The organism is Methylobacterium sp. J-070 (assembly GCF_022829385.1).
GTDB lineage: Bacteria > Pseudomonadota > Alphaproteobacteria > Rhizobiales > Beijerinckiaceae > Methylobacterium.
This window is the reverse complement of record NZ_JAKSXX010000116.1, coordinates 106,211-129,849: the sequence shown is the minus strand read 5'-3', so window position 1 is coordinate 129,849 and position 23,639 is coordinate 106,211. Positions and strand designations below refer to the sequence as shown.

General features: G+C 72.1%; 22 protein-coding genes. 10 read left to right on the top strand and 12 right to left on the bottom strand.

The genetic code is table 11. The annotated features are described in order from the left end of the window. The 6 genes from infB to MKL01_RS09665 all read left to right on the top strand — a co-directional run. Window positions 1-2,254 (top strand): translation initiation factor IF-2 (gene infB, locus MKL01_RS09690; protein ID WP_243905002.1); only part of this gene is annotated, 2,254 nt, incomplete at its 5' end. Window positions 2,255-2,361: 107 nt separating this feature from the next. After that, the gene (rbfA, locus tag MKL01_RS09685; protein WP_243905001.1) at window positions 2,362-2,790 is read left to right on the top strand and encodes a 30S ribosome-binding factor RbfA; all 429 of its coding nucleotides are present in this window, start codon (window positions 2,362-2,364) and stop codon (window positions 2,788-2,790) included. Between the two features lie 54 nt (window positions 2,791-2,844). After that, a complete protein-coding gene (gene truB / locus MKL01_RS09680; RefSeq protein WP_409566233.1) occupies window positions 2,845-3,885 on the top strand; it encodes a tRNA pseudouridine(55) synthase TruB in 1,041 nt (346 codons plus the stop codon). A gap of 130 nt (window positions 3,886-4,015) precedes the next feature. Further along, the gene (locus MKL01_RS09675; protein ID WP_243905000.1) at window positions 4,016-5,410 is read left to right on the top strand and encodes a dihydrolipoyl dehydrogenase; all 1,395 of its coding nucleotides are present in this window, start codon (window positions 4,016-4,018) and stop codon (window positions 5,408-5,410) included. 76 nt (window positions 5,411-5,486) lie between these two features. Further along, window positions 5,487-8,102 carry a histidine kinase dimerization/phosphoacceptor domain -containing protein gene (locus MKL01_RS09670; protein ID WP_243904999.1) on the top strand — a complete coding sequence of 872 codons (2,616 nt, stop codon included), beginning with the start codon at window positions 5,487-5,489 and terminating at the stop codon, window positions 8,100-8,102. Next, window positions 8,099-8,698, top strand: coding sequence for a biliverdin-producing heme oxygenase (locus MKL01_RS09665; RefSeq protein ID WP_243904998.1), 600 nt, complete (start codon window positions 8,099-8,101; stop codon window positions 8,696-8,698). The genes MKL01_RS09670 and MKL01_RS09665 overlap by 4 nt, the downstream gene beginning before the upstream one ends. Before the next feature lie 275 nt (window positions 8,699-8,973). Here MKL01_RS09665 and gmk read toward each other — a convergent pair whose 3' ends face one another. The 7 genes from gmk to MKL01_RS09630 form a co-directional block, all read right to left on the bottom strand. Further along, the gene (gene gmk, locus MKL01_RS09660; protein WP_243904997.1) at window positions 8,974-9,636 is read right to left on the bottom strand and encodes a guanylate kinase; all 663 of its coding nucleotides are present in this window, start codon (window positions 9,634-9,636) and stop codon (window positions 8,974-8,976) included. Window positions 9,637-9,685: 49 nt separating this feature from the next. After that, window positions 9,686-10,561 (bottom strand): YicC/YloC family endoribonuclease, encoded by an 876-nt coding sequence (locus MKL01_RS09655; protein WP_243904996.1) that lies wholly within the window; start codon window positions 10,559-10,561, stop codon window positions 9,686-9,688. Window positions 10,562-10,829: 268 nt separating this feature from the next. Beyond that, window positions 10,830-12,245, bottom strand: a complete 1,416-nt coding sequence (gene mltG, locus MKL01_RS09650) for an endolytic transglycosylase MltG (RefSeq protein WP_243904995.1) — start codon at window positions 12,243-12,245, stop codon at window positions 10,830-10,832. Window positions 12,246-12,396: 151 nt separating this feature from the next. Then, the gene (gene mutM, locus MKL01_RS09645) at window positions 12,397-13,287 is read right to left on the bottom strand and encodes a bifunctional DNA-formamidopyrimidine glycosylase/DNA-(apurinic or apyrimidinic site) lyase (protein WP_243904994.1); all 891 of its coding nucleotides are present in this window, start codon (window positions 13,285-13,287) and stop codon (window positions 12,397-12,399) included. Window positions 13,288-13,459: 172 nt separating this feature from the next. Further along, complete coding sequence (locus tag MKL01_RS09640) at window positions 13,460-14,116, bottom strand: Smr/MutS family protein (protein WP_243904993.1); 657 nt, start codon at window positions 14,114-14,116, stop codon at window positions 13,460-13,462. Then, window positions 14,113-15,294, bottom strand: a complete 1,182-nt coding sequence (locus tag MKL01_RS09635; protein ID WP_243904992.1) for a murein transglycosylase A — start codon at window positions 15,292-15,294, stop codon at window positions 14,113-14,115. Before MKL01_RS09635 ends, MKL01_RS09640 begins: the two co-directional genes overlap by 4 nt. Before the next feature lie 18 nt (window positions 15,295-15,312). Further along, window positions 15,313-16,026, bottom strand: a complete 714-nt coding sequence (locus tag MKL01_RS09630) for a Tim44/TimA family putative adaptor protein (RefSeq protein ID WP_243904991.1) — start codon at window positions 16,024-16,026, stop codon at window positions 15,313-15,315. 326 nt (window positions 16,027-16,352) lie between these two features. Here MKL01_RS09630 and secB point away from each other — a divergent pair, with 326 nt between their 5' ends. Next, window positions 16,353-16,853 carry a protein-export chaperone SecB gene (gene secB, locus MKL01_RS09625; protein ID WP_243904990.1) on the top strand — a complete coding sequence of 167 codons (501 nt, stop codon included), beginning with the start codon at window positions 16,353-16,355 and terminating at the stop codon, window positions 16,851-16,853. A 21-nt stretch (window positions 16,854-16,874) separates the two neighbouring features. Here the strand turns inward: secB and MKL01_RS09620 are convergent, their stop codons facing one another. After that, window positions 16,875-17,762 (bottom strand): LysR family transcriptional regulator, encoded by an 888-nt coding sequence (locus MKL01_RS09620; protein WP_243904989.1) that lies wholly within the window; start codon window positions 17,760-17,762, stop codon window positions 16,875-16,877. A 92-nt stretch (window positions 17,763-17,854) separates the two neighbouring features. Here MKL01_RS09620 and MKL01_RS09615 point away from each other — a divergent pair, with 92 nt between their 5' ends. The 3 genes from MKL01_RS09615 (at window position 17,855) to MKL01_RS09605 (ending at window position 20,167) form a co-directional block, all read left to right on the top strand. Continuing rightward, window positions 17,855-18,424 carry a DUF4865 family protein gene (locus MKL01_RS09615; RefSeq protein WP_243904988.1) on the top strand — a complete coding sequence of 190 codons (570 nt, stop codon included), beginning with the start codon at window positions 17,855-17,857 and terminating at the stop codon, window positions 18,422-18,424. A gap of 12 nt (window positions 18,425-18,436) precedes the next feature. After that, window positions 18,437-18,829: a tautomerase family protein gene (locus MKL01_RS09610; RefSeq protein WP_243904987.1), complete on the top strand. Its 393-nt coding sequence runs from the start codon at window positions 18,437-18,439 to the stop codon at window positions 18,827-18,829. Window positions 18,830-18,934: 105 nt separating this feature from the next. After that, window positions 18,935-20,167: an MFS transporter gene (locus MKL01_RS09605; protein ID WP_243904986.1), complete on the top strand. Its 1,233-nt coding sequence runs from the start codon at window positions 18,935-18,937 to the stop codon at window positions 20,165-20,167. A gap of 218 nt (window positions 20,168-20,385) precedes the next feature. On the opposite strand, the gene MKL01_RS09600 is transcribed toward MKL01_RS09605, so the two are convergent. From MKL01_RS09600 to MKL01_RS09585, 4 genes are all read right to left on the bottom strand, one after another. Next, window positions 20,386-21,261 (bottom strand): RNA polymerase factor sigma-32, encoded by an 876-nt coding sequence (locus MKL01_RS09600; RefSeq protein WP_243904985.1) that lies wholly within the window; start codon window positions 21,259-21,261, stop codon window positions 20,386-20,388. 273 nt (window positions 21,262-21,534) lie between these two features. Then, window positions 21,535-22,134 carry a CarD family transcriptional regulator gene (locus MKL01_RS09595; RefSeq protein WP_243904984.1) on the bottom strand — a complete coding sequence of 200 codons (600 nt, stop codon included), beginning with the start codon at window positions 22,132-22,134 and terminating at the stop codon, window positions 21,535-21,537. A gap of 506 nt (window positions 22,135-22,640) precedes the next feature. After that, the gene (gene fdxA, locus MKL01_RS09590) at window positions 22,641-22,979 is read right to left on the bottom strand and encodes a ferredoxin FdxA (protein ID WP_243904983.1); all 339 of its coding nucleotides are present in this window, start codon (window positions 22,977-22,979) and stop codon (window positions 22,641-22,643) included. Window positions 22,980-23,339: 360 nt separating this feature from the next. Further along, a complete protein-coding gene (locus MKL01_RS09585) occupies window positions 23,340-23,633 on the bottom strand; it encodes an RNA-binding S4 domain-containing protein (protein ID WP_243904982.1) in 294 nt (97 codons plus the stop codon). Window positions 23,634-23,639: the final 6 nt, after the last annotated feature.

The window sequence follows — 23,639 nt, the reverse complement described above, 5'->3', positions numbered from 1 at the left end:
GGCGGAAGCCGCGCGTCCGGCGGCCGCCCGCCCCGCCGCCGCACCGGCCGCCCCCCGGCCGCCGCTGACGCCGCGGCCGTCCACGGGTGAGCCGCGCCGCACGATCACCGCGGACACGCGCAAGCCCCGCGACCTGAACTTCATGGCCCGTCCGGCCCCGGCGCCGGAGCCGGAGAAGAGCGCGACGCCGACGACCGCCGCGCGTCCCGCCGGAGGCGCCGCCGCGCGTCCGGCCGCCGGCCGCGGTGCGCAGACCAACGAGGACGAGTCCGAGACGAAGCGGGTGATCCGCCGGCCCGGCATGCCGCTCAAGATCATCACGCCGCCCAAGACGCCGAAGTCGCCGGGCGGCGACCGCAACCGCGGCCGCCTGACCATCGCCACGGCCACGTCGGGCGAGGACGAGCGCACCCGCTCGGTGGCCTCGTTCCGCCGCCGCCAGCAGCGCATGAGCGGCCGCGGCCACGTGGAGCAGAAGGAGAAGCTGTCCCGCGAGGTGACGATCCCCGAGACGATCACCATCCAGGAACTCGCCAACCGCATGTCGGAGCGGGCCGTGGACGTGATCCGCATGCTGATGAAGCAGGGCGAGATCCACAAGATCACCGACGTGATCGACTCGGACACCGCCCAGCTCATCGCCGAGGAGCTCGGCCACACGGTCCGCCGGGTCGCCGAGTCCGACGTCGAGGAGGGCCTGTCCTCCGACGAGCCGGATCTGGAGGAGGATCTCGATCCCCGTCCGCCGGTGGTCACCATCATGGGCCACGTCGATCACGGCAAGACGTCGCTGCTCGACGCGATCCGCAAGGCGAACGTGGTCGAGGGCGAGGCCGGCGGCATCACCCAGCATATCGGCGCCTATCAGGTCGCGTCGCCGTCCGGCGACATGATCACCTTCATCGACACCCCGGGCCACGCGGCGTTCACGTCGATGCGCGCCCGCGGCGCCAAGGTCACCGACATCGTGGTGATCGTGGTGGCGGCCGATGACGGCGTGATGCCCCAGACCATCGAGGCGATCCAGCACGCCAAGGCGGCCGGCGTCCCGATGATCATCGCGGTCAACAAGATCGACAAGCCGGACGCGAACCCGCAGCGGGTCCGCACGGAGCTGCTGCAGCACGACATCCAGGTCGAGTCGATGGGCGGCGAGACCCTGGAATTCGAGGTCTCGGCCAAGACCGGCGACGGTCTGCCGGAGCTGCTGGAGGGCATCCAGATCCAGGCCGAGATCATGAACCTGCGCGCCAACGAGAAGCGCGACGGCGAGGGCACGGTCATCGAGGCCCAGCTCGACCGCGGTCGTGGCCCGGTGGCGACCGTGCTGGTCCAGCGCGGCACCCTGTTCACCGGCGACATCGTCGTGGCCGGCGCCGAGTGGGGCCGCGTGCGCGCCCTGATCGACGACCTGGGCGAGAACGTGCAGTACGCCGGCCCGTCGGTGCCCGTGGAGGTGCTGGGCTTCAACGGCACGCCCGATGCCGGCGATCGCGTGACCGTGGTGCCGAACGAGGCCCGCGCCCGCGAGGTCACCGAGTACCGCGCCCGTCAGAAGCGCGAGCGTCAGAACGCCCGGACCGGCGGTGCCAACCGCTCGCTGGTCGACATGATGCGCGACCTCAAGGAAGGCGCCGGCCGCAAGGAGCTGCCGGTCGTCATCAAGGGCGACGTGCAGGGTTCGGTCGAGGCGATCTCGGGCGCCCTGGAGAAGCTCGGCAACGACGAGGTCGCGGCCCGCATCCTCCTGTCGGGCGTCGGCGGCATCACCGAGTCGGACATCACCCTGGCGCAGGCCTCGAAGGCGGTGGTGATCGGCTTCAATGTCCGCGCCCTCAAGGAGGCCCGCGAGGCCGCCGAGCGGTCCGGCATCGAGATCCGGTACTACAACATCATCTACGACCTCGTGGACGACATCAAAGCCACGTTGTCGGGGATGCTGCCGCCGACGCTCCGCGAGGAGCGCCTGGGCGAGGCGTCGATCCAAGAGGTGTTCGAGGTCTCCAAGGTCGGCAAGGTCGCGGGTTGCCGCGTCACCGACGGCATCGTGGAGCGCGGTGCCCATGTCCGCCTCATCCGCGACAGCGTCGTGATCCACGAGGGCAAGCTGAAGACCCTCAAGCGGTTCAAGGACGACGCGAAGGAGGTCACCTCCGGCCAGGAGTGCGGCATGGCCTTCGAGAACTTCGAGAACATGCGCGCGGGCGACACCATCGAGTGCTACCGGGTCGAGGAGATCCGCCGCACCCTCTGATAGTCCGGATCCGTTCCGGTCAGGGCGGCCGCGGCACTTGCCGCGGCCGTCTTTTCTTTTTTTCCAGGACGTAGCCGTCCGCCACTGCGGCGCCGGCCCGAGACAGAATGGCCCAGAAACCGACCTCCACCGGCCCCTCGCAGCGCCAGCAGCGCGTGGCCGAACTCGTGCGCCACGCCCTCGCGGAGGTGCTTCAGCGCGGGGACATCCAGGATCCGGTGCTCGGGACGCATGTCGTGACCGTACCGGAGGTCCGGATGTCCCCGGACCTGAAGCTCGCCACCGCCTACGTGATGCCGCTCGGCGGCCTCGACGAGGCGCCGGTGATCGCCGCCCTGGAGCGCCACCGGAAGGTGCTGCGCCAGGAGGTGGCGCGGCGCGTGAACCTGAAATTCGCGCCCGAACTGCGCTTCCGCCGCGACGAGACCTTCGACGAGGCGGCGCGCATCGACAAACTGCTCCGGAACGAGCGTGTGCAGCGCGATCTCGGTCCGGATCAGGACGGCGACGAACCGGAGCCCGGACCGGGGCATTGATCCCGAACACCGAAGAATAAAGGGACGGGGCAGATCCCCCGGGGACGCGAGGACATGACGGTTTCCATCGAAGATCATCCGCCGGGCGAGCGTCCGGCCCTGGGTCCGGCCATGAGCCCGGGGGGCGAGTCGCGGGCCCCGGAGGGCCGTCGCCCGCAGCGCGGACCGCGTCCCGACCGGCCCAAGCGCCGGGACGTCTCGGGCTGGGTGATCCTCGACAAGCATGTCGGCATGACCTCGACCCATGCCGTCGCCGTGGTGAAGCGCGCCTTCAACGCCAAGAAGGCCGGCCATGCCGGGACCCTCGACCCGCTGGCGTCGGGCATCCTGCCGATCGCGCTGGGCGAGGCGACCAAGACCGTCCCCTTCGTCATGGACGGCCGCAAGGCCTACCGGTTCACCGTGCAATGGGGCGTCGAGACCGACACCGACGACGCCGAGGGACGCCCTGTGGCCTCCAGCGAGGCCCGTCCCGACCGCGCGGCGGTGGAGGCGGCGCTGCCGGCCTTCGTGGGGGCGATCGAGCAGGTGCCGCCGCGCTACTCGGCCATCAAGATCCAGGGCGAGCGCGCCTACGACCTCGCCCGGGAGGGCGAGGTCGTGGAGCTCGTCGCCCGGCCTGTCCAGATCGACCGGCTTGCGGTGGTGGAGCATGACGGTTCCCGCACGGTCATCGAGGCGGAGTGCGGCAAGGGCACGTACGTGCGCGCCCTCGCCCGCGACCTCGGCCGGATGCTCGGCTGCTTCGGCCACGTCGCGGCCCTGCGCCGGACCCGCGTCGGACCGTTCTCAGAGGCGGAGGCCTGCCCGGTCACCGCCCTCACCGACGGCACCGCCGAGGCCGCGCTCGCGCATCTGCGCCCGGTGGAGACGGCCCTCGACGCGATCCCCGAGGTGGTGGTCTCGCGCGATCTCGGCCTGCGCCTGATGCGCGGCCAGCCGGTGATCCTGCGGGGCCGCGACGCGCCCATCGACGGCAAGGCTTTCGCCACCTGCGGGGGCATCCTGGTCGCCGTCGGCGACGTCGCGCGCGGCGAACTCGTGCCCCATCGGGTGTTCCACCTCGGCGGCACCGCCCCCAACCGCGACGCCTGAGCGCCCGGTCCCGCGCGGTCCGTGACGGATCGCGCGGAGCGCCGGTCCGGCCCGGCCTGGGACGCGTCCGCGCAGGTGGAACGAACCTAGGCCTTAAGGCTTTGGCCCCGGCTGGCGATCCGGGGCGACGATGCGCGAACTCGAGTACGATGTGGCGGTGATCGGTGCCGGGACTGCCGGCATCGCCGCCTATCGTGCCGCCGCTGCCGCCGGCGCCCGCGCCGTGCTGATCGAGCGCGGCCCCGGTGGGACCACCTGCGCGCGGGTGGGGTGCATGCCCTCCAAGCTGCTCATCGCAGCCGGCGGGGCGGCCCACGCGGCGCGCAACACGGACCTGTTCGGGATCCGGGTGTCGGACGTCTCGGTGGATGGCCGCGCCGTTCTCGGGCGCCTTCGCGCCGAGCGCGACCGGTTCGTCGGCGGCGTGCGCGACGGGCTCGAATCGCTTCCCGAGGACGTCCGGATCGCGGGCAGCGCGCGCTTCGCGGACGATCGAACCCTCGCCGTCGACGATCACACGCGGATCCGCTTCCGGGCCGCGGTCATCGCGACGGGTTCGAGCCCGATCGTGCCCGAGCCGCTGCGCGGGCTCGGCGATCGTCTCCTGACCACCGACACCCTGTTCGAGATCCCCGATCTGCCGGATTCGCTGGCGGTCCTCGGGGCCGGTGCGGTCGGCATCGAGATCGCCCAGGCCATGGCGCGCCTCGGTGTCGCCGTCACGGTGATCGATGCGGGCGCCAACGTCGCCGGCCTGTGCGAGCCCGACCTCGCGCGTCAGGCCGCCGAGATCTTCAGGACGGAGCTGGACCTGCATCTCGGTGCCGAGGTTCTCGCCGCCGCGCCGGATGGCGACGGCGCGACCCTGCGATGGACCGACCGGGACGGGCACGAACGGATCACGCGGGCGTCGCGGGTGCTCGCCGCCACCGGCCGGTCACCCAACCTGGAGCGGCTGGGACTGGAATCGACCGGCCTGCGCCTCGACGCGCGCGGCGTTCCGGACTTCGACCCTCGCAGCCTCGTCTGCGCGGGCGCCCCGATCCTGATCGCGGGCGACGCTGATGCCTGGCGCCCCGTGCTGCACGAGGCGCGCCGCCAGGGGACCATCGCCGGGACCAATGCGGCCGCCCTGGCCGCCGGACGCCCGACCGAAGCACCCGCCCCGTGGACGAGCCTGGCGATGGTGTTCACGCATCCTCAGGCTGCGGCGATTGGCGCACCTTACGATCCCGAGGCGGAGGGCCGCGTCATCGGGCATCTGGATTTCTCCGATCAGGGCCGCGCCCGTGTCGAGGGTCGCAACCGCGGCGGCATGAGGATCTGGGCCGATCGAAGGGGGCGGCTGCTCGGCGGCGAGATGTTCGGTCCCTCCGTGGAGCATCTCGCTCACCTCCTCACCTACGCGGTTACAGATGGGCTTAACGCGCAAGACGTGCAGGATCGACCTCTATACCACCCCACGGTTGAAGAAGGACTTGGCAGCGTTATGTCTATCATCATACGTAACTTGACAGGTCGGTGATGGTATCGCGACCTGAACCATTGCGCTCGATCGATCTCACCGCCATACCCGTCCGGATGAGCCGGTTTCGCCTCTGATGCCGTCGAACCAGACGCTCGATAACGGCGTCGATTTCGACGCGCTCGCACCCGATGCGCTCGACCACCTGGACCAGGGCGTAATCGGCCTGGATCCGGCCGGTACCGTCGTGGTCTTCAGCGAGGGCGCGAGCGCGATTTCAGGTCTGTCCCGCGATTCGGTTCTCGGGCGCGACTATTTCCGTGACGTGATGCCGGGCACCAACGTCCCGGGCTTCCGCGGCCGATTTCTGGCGGGGGCGCGCCGCGGGGCCCTGGACGAGAGCTTCGACTACGTCTTCGGCCGGCTGCCGCAGCCCCTGCGGGCGCGCGTCCGCATGCGTCACGGGCAGGTCGCCGGGGGCGGCCCGGTGACATGGCTTACCATCGATCCGCTCGAGAGCCTCGGGGCCGGCCTGTCGCGGGAGGCCGTGATGGCGGCGATCGGGCGGCGGGTCCGGGCCGAACCGGTGGATGCCAGCCTCTGCGAGCGCGAGCCGATCCACATCCCCGGCTCGATCCAGCCCAATGCCGTGATGCTGGCGGCCGATGCCGTGACCCTCGAGGTGCTCGCCTATTCGGCCAACGTCTCCGAGATCGTCGATCCCGTCGAACCGCCGCTGACGGGACGGCCCCTGGCCGAGGTGCTGCCGGCGGACTTCGTCGAGACGATCCGGGCGCGGCTGGCGAGCGGGACGCTGGATGACGGCCGCTCGGTGCGGCACCGGCTGGCGCTTCCGGGCTCAGGCAGCCCCTACTTCGCCGTCGCCCACGCGCATGCCGGCCGCCTCATCGTCGAGCTGGAGCTTGAGCCCGACTCGGCGGACGATTTCGCGACCGCGAGCCAGGTCGACATCGAACTCGCCGTCGGGCGGCTGCGCGAGGCCGCGACCCTGGTGGAGGCCGCCCGGATCGCCGCCCTGGAGATCCGTGCGCTCACCCGGTTCGAGGCGGTGCTGGTCTACCGCTTCGATGCGGACTGGAACGGCGAGGCGGTGGCCGAGGACAAGACGCCCGACTGGTCGCGCAGCCTGCTGGGTCTGCGTTTCCCCGCCTCCGACATCCCCGCCCAGGCCCGGGCCCTCTACACCCGGGCCAAGAGCCGCTTCGTGATCGACCGCGACAGCGTTCCGGTCGGGCTGGTGGCGGCGCCCGGAGGCGGCAACGCCCCGATCGACCTGACCTTCGCCCAGCACCGGACGCTCTCGCCGATCCATTTGGAATATCAGCGCAACCTCGGCGTGAACGGCTCGATGTCGATCTCGATCATGGTCGAGGGTCGGCTCTGGGGTCTGATGATCGGGCACCATCGCCGGCCGCACTACGTGACGCCGGAGACCCGCGCGGCCGCGACGGTCCTCACCGACGCGTTCGCCATGCGGGTGCAGGAAATCGAGTCGCGTCGTCTCTGGGCCGAGCGGCAGGCGCATCTCGACGTCGAGGGCCGGCTCGTCCGCGAGCTGACCCGCTCCGACGACTTCGTGGCGGCGCTGACCGGCGGCACGACGACCCTCCTCGACCTGTTCAGCCCCACGGGGGCGGGGATCGTCTCGGGTGAGCGGGTCACGCTGATCGGCCGGACGCCGCCGGCCGCGCTGGTGACGGCGATCGCCGGCTGGCTGCGCGAGCGCGTGCCCGCGGGCGAACGCAGCTACAGCAGCAGCAGCTTCACGTCCGAGTACCCGGAGGCCGCGCCGTATCGCGAGATCGCCAGCGGCCTGCTCGCCACCTTCGTGGACGAGTCGCGGGAGAACCTTCTGCTCTGGTTCCGCCCCGAAGTGCCGAGCACGGTCACCTGGGGCGGCGACCCGCGCAAGCCGGTGCTCGCGGGCAGCGGCCCGGTGGCGGTCCTGCCGCGGCGGTCCTTCGAGCGCTGGATCGAGGAGCGCACCGGGTTCGCCGGTCCCTGGGCGGAGTGGCAGGTCCAGCTCGCCGGCTCCATGGCGGAGGCCGTGGAGGGCGTGGTGCTGCGCCAGCGCCGCAAGATCGACGAGCTCACCAGCCTGCTCGCCGAGAAGGAGCGTCTGCTCGAGCAGAAGGACCTCCTCACCCGGGAGATCGACCACCGGGTGAAGAACTCCCTGCAGATCGTCTCGGCCTTCCTGCTGATGCAGCGCCGCCAGATCGCCGACGGCGCGGCCCGGCAGGCCTTCGCCGACACCTCCGCCCGGGTGATGAGCGTCGCGCGGGTGCACGACAGCCTGTACCAGGCGGAGCGTTTCGACGAGGTCGATCTGGGGCAGACCCTCGAGAGCCTGTGCAACGACCTCGCGGGGCTCGCCGGCGAGGGCCACGCCGTCGATCTCTCGGCGGAGCCCGGCCTGATGGTTCCCTATCGCAAGGCCGTGGCGCTCTCGCTGATCGCCACGGAACTGGTGACCAACGCCTTCAAGTACGCCGCCAACCCGGCGGGCGGCGGCCGGGTCGAGGTCAGCGTCTCGGCCGCCGGCCCCGGCGCGGTGCAGCTCCGGGTCTGCGACGACGGCGCCGGCCTGCCCGACGATTGGGCCGACGCCAAGGCGCGCGGCAAGGGCTCGGGCCTGGGGATGAAGCTGATCCGGGCCATGCTCGACCAGATCAACGCCCGGCTCGACGTCGCCAACAATCCCGGCGCCTGCTTCACGATCACCGCGTGAGTCCGGACAACCCGATCCCGGGCGACAGCGTCCACGCGCGCCTGCGCGCCGCGACCGGCCCGGCCCATCGCGCCCTCGAGGACACCCTCGACTGGCGGGCCCGGGTGGCGACGCTGCCGGGCTATCGCGACCTGCTGGCACGGCTCCACGGCTTCCACGCCGTCTGGGAGTCGGCGATCGGGGCGGGCCTCGCGGACGAGCCGTTCCTCGCACCGCGCCGCCGCCTCGCCCGCCTGGCCGCCGACCTCGGCCATCTGGGCCTCGCACCGGAGGCGATCACCGCGCTCCCCCGACCGGCCGTTCCGGTCCTCGGCGGTCCCGCCGCCGCGACGGGGGCGCTCTACGTGCTGGAGGGCTCCACGCTGGGCGGCCAGGTGATCGGCCGGCATATCGCGGGCCTGCACGGGTTCTCGGGCGACGGGCTCGCCTATTACCGGGCCCACGGCGCGGCGGCGGGGCCGATGTGGGCGACCCTGCGGGGCCGGCTCGAAACCTACGCGGCCGATCCGTCCGCGGAGGCGGCCCTGACGGCGGCGGCGGTGACGACCTTCGCGGCGATGCGCACGTGGCTCTGCGCCGGGCCGGTCGCGGGCTGACCCGCGCGCGTCACCCCAGCGCGCCCCGCTCCGCAAGGAGATGGCCAATCGGCTCGGCGGCCGACCCGCCGGGCGCAGCAGGGGGGTGTCGATCGCGATTTCGGGGCCGAAGCGCCGCAGGACGATCGGCAACCCGCTCAGGTCCCGGGCCGGGACGGGATCGACGATGGCGATGCCGAGGCCTTCTTCGCAACCGTATGTGCTGGATCCCGGGTCGCAGTCCGCTGGCGCTCCCTGCGCCCGGGAAAAGGGCGCGTCGACGAGTCCGCCGTGCCCTACGGCGTCTCCGCCAGCAGCCTGTCCACGAACGCCGCCAGCCCGGTCCGGCGCGCCCGCTTCAGCCGCTCGGCCGCCAGGATACCCTGAAGGGCCCGGAAGGCGTTCTGGAGGTCGTCGTTGACGAGGACGTAGTCGTACTCGACCCAGCGCTGGATCTCCGTCCGGGCATTGGCGAGGCGCCTCTCGATCGTATCGGCCGAGTCCTCCGCCCGGCGTTCCAGGCGCTGGCGCAGTTCGGCCATGCTGGGCGGGAGGATGAAGACCGTCACGACGTCCTGGGCGAGCTTGGAGCGCACCTGCCGGGTGCCCTGGTAGTCGATGTCGAAGATCATGTCCCGGCCGGCCCCGAGCACCTTCTCCACCGGCCGTCGGGGCGTCCCGTAGAAATTGCCGTGGACCTCGGCCCACTCGAGCAGGTCGTCGCGGCTGCGCAGGTCCTCGAAGGCGTCGCGCTCGATGAAATGATAATGGCGTCCGTCGATCTCGGAGGGACGGCGGGCCCGCGTGGTCACCGAGATCGACAGGTCGAGCGCCCAGGCCGGATCCTGCGCGATGGCCCGCGTCAACGTGGTCTTGCCCGCCCCGGAGGGCGACGACAGGATCAGGATCAGCCCGCGCCGCGCGATGGGTTCGGAGACGCCTCCGGCCGGTTCGGTCATGCGCGTGGCTCCGCGGCGTGTCGCATCCATTCCCTCACGTCTCGACCCGTCATTCGATGTTCTGGACCTGCTCGCGGAACTGCTCGACCACGGCCTTCAGGTCGAGGCCGATCCGCGACAGGCTGATGTCGTTGGCCTTGGCGCACAAGGTGTTGGCCTCGCGGCCGAATTCCTGCGCCAGGAAGTCGAGCCGGCGGCCGATGGCGCCGCCGGCCGCCAGGAGGTCCCGGGCGCTGTCGACGTGCGCGCGGAGCCGGTCGAGCTCCTCGCGTATGTCCGCCTTGCCGGCGAGCAGCATGGCCTCCTGGTGCAGCCGATCCGGATCGAGACCGCTGCCACCCAGCGCCTCGACGGCCGCCCTCAGCCGCGCCCGCACCGCCTCGGGCTGCCGTGCCGGGTTCTCCTCCGCGGCCTGTGTCAACGCGGCGATCCGGTCGACCTGGGCGGTGACGACCCGTTCGAGCTGGCGCCCCTCGGCGCCGCGGGCCTCGACGAGATCGGCCACCAGCCGGACCACCCCGGCGGCCAGATCGTGCGCGAGTGTTTCGGTCTCCGCCGCCTCGTCCTCGACCTCGATCACGCCGCGCAGGCCCAGCAGGCCGTCCAGCGTCGCGGGGGCGACGCCGTCTGGGACCGGAACCCGCGCCACGGCCTGCGCGAGGCGCGCCAGCAGGGCCTCGTTGATCCGCACCCGCGCGGTCGTCTCGGGCTTGGTCAGGATCAGGGTCAGCTGGCATTGACCGCGGGACAGGGACTTCTGCAGGGCGCTGCGGGCGGTCTCGCCGAGCCCGTCATAGCCGGCCGGCATCCGGACGCGCACGTCGAGGCCGCGCCCATTGACGCTGCGGACCTCCCAGGCCCAATGCACCGGCCCGGTGGTGCCGGCCGCCCGGGCGAAGCCGGTCATGCTCGCGATCTGGGCCATCCCGACCCCCCTCCCTCAGAAGATCGGGGCCTGTAGCACGGATCGTCCCGGGGGGAAGAGGCGGAGCGGCGCATCCACGACCGAGGCGCGTTGCCGGAACCGTCCGGAACGGCGGAGCGTCCGTCCAGTCCGAGGCGTCACGCGCTTCGGGCGTCGTTCGGGGGCCATCCCCGGAGGGGCCGATCCCGCCCGTCCGCCGCGGCGGGTGCCGAGGTCTGCCGGATCAACCGAGCCCCGACGGTGTTCTGCGGGAGCGTCCGCCTAAGGCTCAGCGCCGGCCGCGGGGCGCGGGCGTCGGCTCGCTGAGCGCGGGCACGGATTTCGGTGAACCCAGATCGTAGCTGCGGTTCTTCAGCGGATCGAGGCGCGTACCCTCCGAGGCGTCGAAGGCCCGGGGACTCGGCGTGCCGGTGTCGAGGGCGAAGGCCGCGTTCGTGTTGATCCCCGCCCCGGCGGACGGGCCGCCCGGCGCGAAGGCCGAGGCGCGTCCCGGCGTGGCCGGGTCGGGACCCGGCTCGACCTTGTCGACGGCATCCGGCGGCGCCTGCCGGCCCTTCTCCACCGCCCGCCAGCGGGCGACGTTGCGCTGGTGCCCTTCGAGGGAGTCGGCGAAGGCGTGGCCGCCGCTGCCGTCGGCCACGAAGTAGAGGTCCTTGGTCCGCGACGGGTTGGCCACCGCCTCCAGGGCGGCCTTGCCGGGATTGGCGATCGGGCCCGGGGGCAGGCCCTCGATCACGTAGGTGTTGTAGGGGGTCGGCCGGTCGATCTCGGAGCGCATGATGCCGCGGCCGAGCGTGCCGCGGCCGCCCACGAGCCCGTACACGATGGTCGGGTCGGATTGCAGCTTCATCCGCTTGTTGAGGCGGTTGATGAACACGCCGGCCACCCGCGGGCGCTCGTCGGCGCGGCCGGTCTCCTTCTCGACGATGGAGGCGAGGGTGACCATCTCGGCCGGCGTCCGCACCGGCACGTCGGCGCTCCGACGCAGCCAGATCTGGTTCAGCACCTCGCGCTGCTTGGCCTTCATCAGGTTGACGATCTGCTGGCGGGTGGCGCCGCGCTCGAACTTGTAGGTGTCGGGCAGGAGCGTGCCCTCCGCGGGGATGTCGCCGATCTCGCCGGTGAGCACGTCGTTGTCGTTGAGGCGGCTCACGATCTGCTCGGAGGTCAGGCCCTCCGGGAAGGTGATGGCGTGCTGCACCTGCCGCCCGGTGGCGATCGTGTCGAGGGTGTCGGCGATGCTGGCATGCGCCTTGAACACGTACTCGCCGGCCCGGAGGGCGGGCCGGCCGCCGAAGCGGGCGGCGAACTCGAACAGCCCGGTATGGTCGATCACGCCCTCGCGCTTCAGGGTTTCGGCGATCTCGCCGGTGCCGCTGTGCGTCGGGATCACCACGACCTTGTCGGCCGCGAGCGGCCCCGTCTCGCGCACCTGCCGCTGGAACAGGGTGATGCCGATCATCGCCATGATGGCGATGACGACCGCGAAGGTCAGCGCCCCGCTGACGACGCCCACGAGACCGCTCCGCTCCCGCTCGGGCCGCTCCGGGGGCGGGGGCGCGACCGTGGGCTTGATCGCCTCGCCGGGCGAGCGCGGCGAGAGCCGCTGCGGCAGGGCGGGCTCGTCCGTCGGGTCCTGCACGAGGCGCTCGGGCGCGGGCAACTTGGAGCGGCGGAAGAACATCGGGATCCTGTCTGGGCCCGCGCGACCCGTCAGGCGTCGCGGGCCGGGATCGGCTGCCCGCAACCGGGTGCGCACGTCGAGGCCTGCGACCCTAGCCGGGTTTGTGGCGAAATTGCCGTCCTGCGGCGCGGCGCGGCGCGGATCGTCGCGCTCAGCCCGGGGGCTGACAGGTCGCGCAGAAGAACGTCGAGCGGTTGGCCTGGACGATCCGGGCGATCGATCCGCCGCAGCCCGGCCGGCTGCAGGCCAGTCCGACCCGGTCGTAGACCCGGAAGGCGTGCTGGAAGGCGCCCGCGCTGCCATCCGTGTGGGCGTAGTCGCGCAGGGTCGAGCCGCCTGCCGCGACGGCCTCCTCCAGGACCGCGACGATCGCCTTCGCCAGGGCGTTGGCCTTCGGTGTCGGACGCCCGTCGGCCTTCGCGAGGCTTCCGGCCGGGGCCTCCGGGTGCAGGCGCGCCCGGTGCAGGGCCTCGCAGACGTAGATGTTGCCCAGGCCGGCGATGAGGCGCTGATCCAGGAGCGCGGCCTTCAGCGGCGCGATCTTGTGGCGGAACAGCCCCGCGATCACCGCGCCGGTCAGCCCGTCGAGGGGTTCGATTCCCATCTGGGCGAAGTGGCGACAGGCGGCGAGGTCGCGGCTCGGCACGAGGTCCATGAAGCCGAAGCGGCGGGCATCGTTGTAGGTGACGGTGGCGCCGGTGCTCATCGCCATCACCACGTGGTCGTGCTTGGGCGTGCCCTGCGCACCCTCGAGATAGAAGTCCCCCGGGGACAGGTTGCTGCCATCGGGCAACGCCACGTCGAACCGGCCGCTCATGCCGAGATGCATGATCAGCGTCTCGCCCGAATCGAGTTCGGCCGTGAGGTACTTCGCCCGGCGCGCGAGTCCCGTGACGGCGCGCCCCTCCAGCCGGGCCGCGAAGCGCTCCGGAAACGGGAACCGCAGGTTGGCCCGGCGCAGGGTGACCCGGCTGAAGCGGGCGCCGACCAGGGCGGGCGCCAGCCCCCGCCGCACCGTCTCGACCTCGGGAAGCTCCGGCATCTCTCTCGCGGCTTGCATGCACGGCGCGAAGGGCGCCCGCGCCGGATATCGGGGGGATCGGCGGCCGTGGCAACGGCGGCAGCGTCGCGCGGTTTGCCGCGTCTAGGGAAGGGTGTCGCGCGTCATCCTGCACCGGCCCTATCCCCGACAGGCGAAGCGCCTCCTAAAACCCCTAGCGCCGACGCAGACGGACGTAGAGCGCCCCGGCACCGCCGTGGTGACGGGCGGCCTCCTCGAACCCGAGGACGAGCCCGCGCAGCTCCGGTCCCCGGAGCCAGTGCGGCACGCTGCGGCGGAGCACGCCGCGCTCGGAGAAGGCCTCGGAGTAGCCGGGCCCGCCCTTGCCGGTGACGACGAGCACGTAGGCGTGCCCCGCCGCCCGGGCCCGGAGCAGGAAGCCCGTGAGGGCGGCGTGGGCCTCCGCCTGCAGCATCCCGTGCAGGTCGATCCGCGCGTCGATCGCGAGGCGTCCGCGGCGCAGGCCGACCTTGGCGGTCCGCTCGAGACCCGCGCCGGGGGCGTGGCGCTGGACCGGAGCCTGATAGGGCGCGGCGGTCGCGGGACGCGACGGCTGCTCCGGCGGCGGCCTGGGGGGAAGCGTCTTGGCCTTGGCGTTCTTGGCCGGACGCGTCCTGGCGACGGGGGGCGCCCCGGGTTCGAGGACCGGGTCGGTCAGCGCCGGCATCACCGCGCTCGGGGGCGCCGGGACGGACGCGGCCTCCGGCGCCGGCGCCGCGCGGCCCGGCAGCGGCGTCACCAGCTTGGCGATCGCCTCCCAGAGCCTGGTCTCGCCGGCGGAAAGCCGGCGTCCGCGTCGGGGCGGCCTCACGGGGTGCCTCCGCGTACCGCATTGGCCTTCGGGAGCAGCACCACGAAGCCGACCGCATCGCGCAGGTCCCCGGCGGCGATGCCGGCCGGCTCGCCGGTCCCGATGAAGAGGTCGCCCCGGGCCGGGCCGACGATCGCCGATCCGGTGTCGGCGGCGATCACGAGACGACCGGCCGCGTCCGGCGCACCGCCTGGGAGCCGGCCCGCGAGCCAGAACGGCAGCCCGTAGCGCCACAGGCCCGCATCGACCGCGAGGCTGCGGCCCGGGCTGAGGGGTGCGTTGGCGGCCCCCGGCGGCCCGAGGGCCGGATCCGCGACCGCGGCGAGGCGGAAGAAGATGTAGGACGCGTTCGACCGGATCAGACGTCTGGCGGCGTCGGGATTCTCGCGCAGCCACCCCGTCCAGCGGGCGAGCGTCAGGCCCTCCAGGGGCAGGAGACCCTCCTGCACGATCAGCTTGGCGACCGCCGTGTAGGGCCGCCCATTCCGGCCGTCGTACAGGACCCGCACCGCGCGGCCGTCGGGCAGGCGGACGCGCCCGGAGCCCTGCACCTGCAGCACCAGCAGGTCGACGGTGTCGCGAAGCCACAGGATCGGTTTCGCGCGCGGTCCGAGGGCCCCGTCCTCGATCGCGGCGCGATCCGGGTAGGGCGCGAACCCGTCCGCCGTGGCCCGGGCGGCGCGCAGGGCGGGGTCGAGGCCGGGGCGGGTCTCGCCGGGGCCGAGGGAGACGAGGTCGTCGGGGCGGGCGAGGACCGGTGTCGGGAAATCCGGGCCCGGCGTGAGTGATCCGGTGAGTTCCGGCTCGAAGTAGCCCGTCAGGAAGCCGGGCCGCTCGGATCCCGGCCGCTCCACCCGGAAGGGGTCGAAGTGATCCCGGAAGAAGGCGGCAGCGTCGGCGACGTCCCCCGCGGCGGCCGCACAGGCCCCGGCGAGGGCGGCCGGATCGCCCGCGACGCCCGCGGGCTGCGGCAAAGCCGGCGCCGGCGCGCCGCAGACCCGGCGGAAGGCGTCCAGCGCCGCGGCCGGCTCCGGGCCGGGAAAGCCCGGCAGGGCCTCGACGGCGACCGGGATCAGAACCGCGTCGCCGACCGTCCGGGACGGGGCGGCGGAAGCGCCGGTGAGCAGGGCGAAGAGGGCGGCCGGGACGGCTCCGGACCAAGCGCGCGGGGGCGGCACGGCAAGGCTGTCACGCAGTCAGGCGCCGGCCTCGGTGGCCACGAGCTGCCAGTTCGGGTCGCGCGAGCCCAGGGTGCGGGCGAAGGTCCAGACATCCGGCACCTCGACCACGGTCTCGGCGCTGCCATCCACCACCTTGCCCTCGGCGCTGCGGGTGGCGGTGATGAGGTTCGACAGGAAGCGCACGGTGATCTGCGCGACGCGGTTACGCACCTCGACGGCCACGATCTCGGCCTTGTCGATGGAGACGAAGGTCGTCTCCAGGGTCTGACGGTTGCGCTCCCGCTCGGCGATCGCCCGCTCGAAAGCCTCCCCGACCTCCTTGGAGAGGAGCCCGCGCAGGGTCTTCCGGTCGCCCTTGGCGAAGGCGATCATGATGGCCTCGTAGGCGGATTTGGCGCCCTCCAGGAAGGCCCGCGGATCGAAGCCGGGCTCGGCCTGGACGCAGGCCTCGAGGCCGCGGGAGATCTCCGAGCCCGGCTCGGCGATCCCGCGCCAGTCGCGCGGCGCGGCGGCCGGAGCGGCGGCGGCCTGAACCCGGTCGGCGCCGGGCAGCCGGACGACGTTGTCCCCCTCGCTGCGGGCCTGCGGCTCGGTGCGGCTGCGGTCGACAGGCTTGAACGGCGAACGCTCGGCGCCGGTCTTCTGGCCGAGCACCGAGCGCAGACGCCAGATCACGAAGACCGCGAGCGCGAGAAAGATGATCGTCGTAACGTCGAAACTATCCTGCATCACCGATCCGATGGTGGCCGCGGCGCGACCCTGTGCCCCTTGCTCAGGTCGTGCGCGGTGCGGCGCCGGCTAAGCGCGCATGGTCCTGGCGACTCATATCCGACCAACGCGTCCGGAGCGAGCCGGTTGTATCCGTGCCGTGCGCGACGCCCGATCCGATATGGGTCGCCGGAGCCGCCGCCGCCAGCGCCACGCCAGCTCGCTTGTCCAGGCTCGATGCGCGTGTTAGCGGCGCTTCGGTTTGGGCCGTTCCGCAGCGCGATTCAGCGGCTCCCGCTGAGACAACCCGCGCCGGCCGTGCCGGCCGATCGAGAAGGATGACCCGCATGGCCGACTCCCCGGCAGCGAACGGTAACGGCGGCGGCATGCCGCAGGGCGATGTGCCGACGATCAACGCCCTGGCGCAGTACACGAAAGATCTCTCCTTCGAGAATCCGAACGCGCCGGGCTCCCTGCAGCCCAAGGAGGGTCAGGGACCCCAGATCAACATCCAGGTGAACGTCAACGCGGCGCAGCTCTCCGAAACCGACTTCGAGGTCGAACTCAAGCTGGAGGGCGACGCGAAGATCCAGAGCGACGTGCTCTTCGCCTTCGAGGTGACGTACGCGGGCGTGTTCCGCCTGCTCAACATCCCGTCCGACCAGATCCATCCGGCGGTCATGATCGAGTGCCCGCGCCTGCTCTTCCCCTTCGCACGCCAGATCGTGGCCGAGGCGGTCCGCAACGGCGGCTTCCCGCCCCTGTACATCGATCCGATCGACTTCGTCGGCCTCTACCGCCAGAAGATGATGGAGCAGCAGGGCGCGCAGGGTCCCCTCGCGTCCTGAGAGGGCGGCCGGGGTCGGCCGTCAGCGGCCGCCGGCACCGCGATAGGCCGCGGCCAGCGCGCGCAGGGCCTCCGCGGCCGGCCCCCGCAGGGGGCGGGCGTGCAGCACGATCCGGGTGAGGGGGAGTTCGGGCAGGCCGAGGCGGTCTCCGGACTCCACCACCCCGGCCGGGGCCGTGCTCGGTGCGAGCGCCGCCACCGCGAGCCCCGCTGCCACGGCGGCGCCGACCGCGGCGACACCGCCGCCGACGAACGCCTCCCGCCAGGGCAGGCCGGCCGCGTCGAGGGCCGCCTCGGCCGACATCCGGACATTGCAGGGGCCCGCCAGGGTCGCCAGAAGCAGCGGCCGCCCCGTCTCCCGGTCCCAGGCGAAGGCCGGCGCGGCGAACCAGCAGAGCCGCTCCGCCGCCAGGATTGTGCCGCCCTCCGGCTCCGCCGGGTCGCCGGTCTCGGCGCGCACCAGCACCGCGTCGAAGCGGCCCGCCGCGAAGACGGAGCCCAGGTCGCGCGACGGCAGGATCGTCACCTCCGGCACGACACCCATTCCGTCGAGGCCGAGCCGGGCGAGCCGGCCCGGCAGATCCGGGCCCGCCACGTGGTCGCTGATCCCGAGGCTGAGCCGCGGCGGGGGCACGTCCGCCAGATCCGCCACGGCGCGGGCATGGGCCTCCAGCAGTCGCCGGGCCGAGGGCAGGAACTTGGCGCCGCGGGGCGTCGGCGCCACGTGGCGGGGCGTCCGGTCCACCAGGCGCAGTCCCAGCCGGTCCTCGAGCCGTTTCACCCGCAGGCTGATGGCGGCCTGGGAGGTCGCCAGCGAATCCGCGGCGCGGGTGAAGCTCGCGAGGTCGACCACCCGCACGAAGGCGCGCACGCCCTCGATGTCCAGCAGGGTCTCGGCGCGCGGCAGCATGACGGTTCCGTAATGGCAGATATAGCCAATCATATCTTTCTGTAATTGCGAGCGGGTGCAAGCCTGCGTCCGGGACGATCCCGGAGGACAGGATGATTCTCGCCCGCTACCGGCACCGGCTGCCGGCCGATTACGACATGGACCGGATCCGCGACCGCATCGCGGCCCGGGGCCCGCTCTGGGACGATGCGCCCGGCCTCGTCTTCAAGGCTTTCACGGTGGAGGACCGGAATCGCGGCGCGGCCGCGAACGCCTACGCGTCGCTCTACCTCTGGCGCGATCCGGCCGCGGCGGCCGAGTTCTTCGCCGGTCCCGCCTTCGGGGCCGTGATCGAGACCTTCGGCCGGCCGCGGACCGACCTATGGCTGCCCTTCGCCGTCAGCCGCGGTCCGGCATCGGGAGCCCGCAGCCTCGCCATCGCCGAGCGGACCCTGCCGGCGGATGCCGACCTGGCTGCCGAGCGGCGCGCCGAAGCGGAGCAGGGCGCGGCCCTGTCCGCGCAACCGGACGTCCTCGCCGTCGTGTCGGGTCTCGATCCCGCCGGCTGGCGGCTGGTCCGCTTCGTTCTGCGCGCCGGCATGCCGACCGCCGGCACCGCCGAGATCGTCCACCTCGCCGCCCCCGGGATCGCGGTCCTGCGGCACGTCGCCGTCCCGGCCTGAGGAGCCCGTCCCATGCCCCTGACCCGTATCTCCCTGCACGCCGGCAAGAGCCCGGACTACCGCGCCGCGCTGATCGCCGGTGTCTACGCCGCCCTGCGCGAGAGCTTCGCGGTGCCGGAGGACGACCTGTTCGCCGTCGTCCACGAGCACGGGGAGGCGGACTTCGCCTTCGGGCGCCACTATCTCGGCATCGTGCGGGACGCCGATCTGGTGCTGATCCAGATCACCGCCAACGCGACCCGGGCCCCCGACCAGAAGCGCGCGCTCTACCGGGCGATCGCCCGCAATCTCGGGCGCGATCCCGGCGTGAGACCCGGCAACGTCTTCGTGAACCTCGTCGAGGTCGCACCGGAGAACTGGTCGTTCGGGGACGGCGGGATGCAGTACGGGCCGCCGGATCCGTGAGCGGGAGCTCCGTCGACCTCCCGGCGGCCCGTGCGGCGGCATCCCGGGCTTGACCGTTCGGAGGCGGGAGTCCAGGTGCGGGGCCCGAAACCGCTCCCGGATCGCATGGCCCCCACCGCTCACCTCGCGCTGATCAACCTGTTCATCGGCGACATCCAGGGCGGCCTGGGCCCGTTTCTGGGCACGTGGCTGGCGCAGTCCGCCGGGTGGAGCCCCGCGCGGGTCGGCTTCGTCGTGACGCTCGTCGGATTCGGCACGCTGTTCCTGAGCGGTCCGTTCGGCGCCCTGGTCGACCGGTTCCCCCGGCCCCGCCTGCTGATCGCGCTCGCCTGCGGGGCGATCCTGGCCGGCACGCTGTTGCTGCTGCCGGCACGCAGCCTGCCGGCGGTGCTGTGCGCCCAGCTCCTCGCGGCAGCCGGCGGCACGCTGCTGCTCCCGGCCGTCGCAGCCCTCACCCTGGGGATCGTCGGGAAGGACGGGTTTCCCAGGCAGCAGGGCCGCAACCAGGCCTTCAACCATGTGGGGATCCTGGTCGCGGCCGGCGGCATCAGCCTCGGCACGGGCACGTTCGGACCGGCCATCGCCTTCTGGGTGCTGGGCGGCATGGCGGTCCTGGCGATCGCCGCCACCCTGACGACGCCGGCCGGTGCGTGGAACCGTCGCCGGGCGGTCGGTTGGCAGGAGGATTCGGAGGACGAGCCTGAGCGCAGCGGCATCCGCCAGGTCCTGGGCAACCGCCGGCTCCTGGTGCTGACCGTGGCGCTGACGCTGTTCAACCTCGGCAACGGCGGCATGCTCTCGTTGCTCGGGCAGAAGCTCGTGGCGACGGCCGCGGACGCCACCACCTGGACGGCCCGCTACGTGATGGTGGCGCAGCTCGTGATGGTTCCGGTGGCGCTGTTCGCCGGATCGCTGGCGGACAAGCGCGGCCGCCGCCAGATCCTGATGGTCGCCTTCGCGGTGCTGCCCGTGCGGGCGGTCCTCTCCGGCCTGATCGACGACCCGCTCTGGCTCATCTCCGCCGAGATCCTCGACGGCGTGGCCTCCGGGATCGTCGGGGTGGCGGTGCCGGTGGTGGTGGCGGACCTGACCTGGGGGTCCGGACGCACGCAGACGGCGCTCGGCAGCGTCAACGCGGTGCAGGGGGTCGGGGGCGCCCTGTCGGGGTGGTACGGGGGCCTGTCCTACGGCCTGTTCGGCTGGACGGGATCGTTCCTCGCCCTCGGCGTGCCGGCGCTGATCGCCCTGGCCCTGGTGATCTGGCTCGACGCCACGCCCGAGCCGGGCCGGCGCCGCAAGCGGCGGGAGCGGCGCGAGGCGGCGATCCAGGGCGCGTAGGCGCTGCGCGGCCTGCGGATGAGCGCTCGGTTCGCCGCGCCATCCTCGCACGCACAGTCAAAGGGACGCCCCGCATGCCGATGCCGCGCTGCCCGGTGTCGCTTCGCCGGGTGGGCGGACCGAACGGGCCCCGCGCCTCCGTCCGGATGACGTGTGATCCGAAACGGGAAAAGCCCGGCCATGGGCCGGGCTCCGTTCAGACGCCTGCGTCGTATCGATCAGCCGATATGCGGGCTGCCGGTGGCGGCCGGGAACCGGTCGGCCAGGGCACGGCGCAGCTTCTCGAGCGCGCGGTTCTCGATCTGCCGGACGCGCTCCTTGGAGATCCCGAGCCGCTGTCCCAGCGCCTCCAGCGTCGCCTGATCCTCGGCGAGGCGCCGCTCCCGCAGGATGCGCAATTCCCGCTCGGACAGGACCGTGAGGGCCTGCTGCAGCCAGCTGAGGCGTCGCTCGCCGTCGACGGTCGCGCTGACCGTCTCGTCCGGAAGCGCCGCGCCGTCCACCAGGAAGTCCATGCGCTCCGAGGAGGCCTCGCTGTCCTCGCCCACGGGGGCGTTGAGCGACATGTCGGGGCCGGACAGGCGCGCATCCATCAGGGCGACGTCGTCGCGCGAGACACCGATGGCGCTGGCGATGCGGCGATGGATCTCGTCGCCGACATGCTCCTCGGTGGATTGCATGAGGCGGGCCCGCAACCGGCGCAGGTTGAAGAACAGGGCCTTCTGGGCGGACGACGTCCCCCCGCGCACGATCGACCAGTTGCGCAGGATGTAATCCTGGATCGACGCCCGGATCCACCATGTGGCGTAGGTGGAGAACCGGACGTCCCGCTCCGGCTCGAAACGGGCTGCGGCCTCCATCAGGCCGACATGGCCCTCCTGGACGAGATCGGCCATCGGCAGGCCGTAGTGACGGAAACGCCCCGCCAGAGCTATGACGAGGCGCATATGGGCCGAGATCAGACGGTGCAGGGCGCGCTCGTCGCGCTCGTCCTTCCAACGGACGGCGAGGCCGCGTTCCTCTTCCCGCGCCAGGAACGGCGCCTCCATCGCGGTCCGTATGAACTGACGTCGAATTCCCGCGATCTCAGCCATTCCGCCTGCCTCTTGTTGTCGAGTGCTGTTGCGGCGCCGGACCCGTCGTCCAGCGCGCAGGCACCGCCGCAAGGCGGCGCCAGGCCAGCGACAACGGAAGGCTCAACGCGAAAGTTCCGCCGACGCGTCTCACAATGCGACAGCCGGACAGCCACGAAAACGTGTTCGGTCAGGACAAGATGGATCTCGGCGCGCCGTCGTCCAGCGCGCGGCGCATGAAAAAACCCGGCCGCGGGGGCCGGGTTCGATGGTGCCTGCGCTGAGGCGTGAGCCTCAGGCGGCCTCCTCCTGGATATCGTCGCCCTCGCTCTCGGCCTCGGGCTCCGCTTCCGCCTCGCTCTTCACCCGGCGCGGCGACTTCGCCAAGCTCTGCTCGATCAGCTTCAGGGCTTCGGTCTCGGTGATGCGGTTGACCGAGGAGATCTCGCGCACGATCCGGTCCAGGGCCGCCTCGTAGAGCTGCCGCTCGGAATAGGATTGCTCGGGCTGCGCCTCGGAGCGGAACAGGTCGCGCACCACCTCGGTGACCGAGAGCAGGTCGCCCGAGTTGATCTTCGCCTCGTATTCCTGGGCGCGACGCGACCACATGGTCCGCTTGATCCGGGCGCGGCCGGTGAGCAGATCCAACGCCTTCTTCACCAGCTCCGGCTCGGCCAGCTTGCGCATGCCCACGCTGTTGGCCTTCGCGGTCGGCACGCGCAGGACCATCTTGTCCTTCTCGAACGAGACGACGAACAGCTCAAGCTTGTAGCCCGCGATCTCCTGCTCCTCGATCGCGGTGATGCGACCGACACCGTGGGCCGGATACACGACAGCCTCGCCGGTCTTGAAACCTTGCCGGCCTGCGGTCGTCGTCTTCTTGGCTGTGGTCATGCGAGAAGGGCCTCCACTGGTGCGCAACGGTTCGACGCCGCGCAAAACCGTGTTGTTCCGGGCGGGACCCCCGGTTTGCCTCGCCGCTTCCGAGGATCCCGCCTGCGGCGGGATCCGGGACAGTCCCCGGCGCGACCGTGCAAAAGCCTGAAGCGTCCGCCGAAGAACCCTTCGGCGGTCGATCGCGTGCCACTCCTAACCCACGAGAGTCGAAGGTGTTTCAGCTGGAGGAAGCACGTCAGGCGCAAGCGACGGCAGGCAGATTGTCTACCACAATCTGGCGCGCAGATCAAAGCATCCCTGAGCACGCGCGCACGGACCCCGGCGCAGCGCGAAAACGTTTTACACCGGTACGGCCGGACAGAAATGTCTTTGCGTCGGGTCAGGGCATCGCGCGGTGCAGGCCTCCCACCGGCCAAGACCCACGGACGCGGTGCGCAAATATTTCTGGGGCCCGCCGCACGACGCGTAAGCGCGGTGGACCGCCTGTGGACGGCCCGCCGTGATCAGTCGCCGGAGCCGGGGTTGGGCGAGAAGTGGGCCTCGAACTTTCCGGCCTTCCCGTCCCATTCCTTGGCGTCGCCGGGCGCCTCTTTCTTCTGGGTGATGTTTGGCCAGGTCTTGGCGTAGTCGGCGTTCAGCTTCAGCCACGTGTCGAGATTCGATTCCGTGTCGGGCTTGATCGCCTCAGCGGGGCATTCAGGCTCGCAGACCCCGCAATCGATGCACTCGTCCGGATGGATGACGAGCATGTTCTCGCCCTCGTAGAAGCAATCCACCGGACAGACCTCGACGCAGTCCGTGTACTTGCACTTGATGCAATTGTCGGTGACGACGTAGGTCATCGGATGTCTTCGTCCTAAAACACGACTTGGCCCGGGCGGGGTCGTGACGCGGCCCGCAGGCCGGGGTGGCGCTCGGAGGGCACGCCGGTGACACTCGGCGCGGCGCCGGGCTTCGAAGGCCACGGCTCTAGACCCTGCCTCACGGGCTGACAAGCGCGCGGGCGCCGCAGCGGGCCCCGAATGCGGGGCGAGGGGAGCAGGCCGCGCCTCGGAGCGGCAAACCCGGCGTTCCGGGCTCGCCTGCGGTGCCCCGAGATGACCGCGTGGGCGCCGCGCTACGGGCCGCGATCGAACGAACGGGAATTCCTCAAGTCGCGGACGTCCCCGATGGGCCGCATCGGCGCGAAGAGACCGGCGCCATCATTCCGGGGATGAATCCGGACGCGCGGCGCCCGGCAGGTCGTCGTACAGCAGGCGCGCCTCGGGGGCTGATCCCCGCCGCAGGCCGAGGTCCAGCACCCGCACGGCCAGCGTCCCGTGCGGCGCCGCCACCGTCACGACGTCACCGATGCCGATGCCCTTTGCCGGATTCTCGACCCGGCTGCCGTTGACGCGCACGAACCCGTCCGAGGCCAGCCGCGCCGCGAGGGAGCGGGTCCGCGCGAAGCGCGCGAACCACAGCCACTTGTCGAGCCGCTGCCGATCCTCCCGCATCCGCCG

What these genes read in the sequence shown, in the direction of transcription:
- rbfA (WP_243905001.1), top strand. Translation starts at nt 2,362, where the DNA reads ATGGCCCAGAAACCGACCTCCACCGGCCCCTCGCAGCGCCAGCAGCGC.
- truB (WP_409566233.1), top strand. Translation starts at nt 2,845, where the DNA reads ATGACGGTTTCCATCGAAGATCATCCGCCGGGCGAGCGTCCGGCCCTG.
- MKL01_RS09675 (WP_243905000.1), top strand. Translation starts at nt 4,016, where the DNA reads ATGCGCGAACTCGAGTACGATGTGGCGGTGATCGGTGCCGGGACTGCC.
- MKL01_RS09670 (WP_243904999.1), top strand. Translation starts at nt 5,487, where the DNA reads ATGCCGTCGAACCAGACGCTCGATAACGGCGTCGATTTCGACGCGCTC.
- gmk (WP_243904997.1), bottom strand. Translation starts at nt 9,636, where the DNA reads ATGACCGAACCGGCCGGAGGCGTCTCCGAACCCATCGCGCGGCGCGGG.
- MKL01_RS09655 (WP_243904996.1), bottom strand. Translation starts at nt 10,561, where the DNA reads ATGGCCCAGATCGCGAGCATGACCGGCTTCGCCCGGGCGGCCGGCACC.
- mltG (WP_243904995.1), bottom strand. Translation starts at nt 12,245, where the DNA reads ATGTTCTTCCGCCGCTCCAAGTTGCCCGCGCCCGAGCGCCTCGTGCAG.
- mutM (WP_243904994.1), bottom strand. Translation starts at nt 13,287, where the DNA reads ATGCCGGAGCTTCCCGAGGTCGAGACGGTGCGGCGGGGGCTGGCGCCC.
- MKL01_RS09630 (WP_243904991.1), bottom strand. Translation starts at nt 16,026, where the DNA reads ATGCAGGATAGTTTCGACGTTACGACGATCATCTTTCTCGCGCTCGCG.
- secB (WP_243904990.1), top strand. Translation starts at nt 16,353, where the DNA reads ATGGCCGACTCCCCGGCAGCGAACGGTAACGGCGGCGGCATGCCGCAG.
- MKL01_RS09620 (WP_243904989.1), bottom strand. Translation starts at nt 17,762, where the DNA reads ATGCTGCCGCGCGCCGAGACCCTGCTGGACATCGAGGGCGTGCGCGCC.
- MKL01_RS09615 (WP_243904988.1), top strand. Translation starts at nt 17,855, where the DNA reads ATGATTCTCGCCCGCTACCGGCACCGGCTGCCGGCCGATTACGACATG.
- MKL01_RS09610 (WP_243904987.1), top strand. Translation starts at nt 18,437, where the DNA reads ATGCCCCTGACCCGTATCTCCCTGCACGCCGGCAAGAGCCCGGACTAC.
- MKL01_RS09605 (WP_243904986.1), top strand. Translation starts at nt 18,935, where the DNA reads ATGGCCCCCACCGCTCACCTCGCGCTGATCAACCTGTTCATCGGCGAC.
- MKL01_RS09600 (WP_243904985.1), bottom strand. Translation starts at nt 21,261, where the DNA reads ATGGCTGAGATCGCGGGAATTCGACGTCAGTTCATACGGACCGCGATG.
- MKL01_RS09595 (WP_243904984.1), bottom strand. Translation starts at nt 22,134, where the DNA reads ATGACCACAGCCAAGAAGACGACGACCGCAGGCCGGCAAGGTTTCAAG.
- fdxA (WP_243904983.1), bottom strand. Translation starts at nt 22,979, where the DNA reads ATGACCTACGTCGTCACCGACAATTGCATCAAGTGCAAGTACACGGAC.
- MKL01_RS09585 (WP_243904982.1), bottom strand. Translation starts at nt 23,633, where the DNA reads ATGCGGGAGGATCGGCAGCGGCTCGACAAGTGGCTGTGGTTCGCGCGC.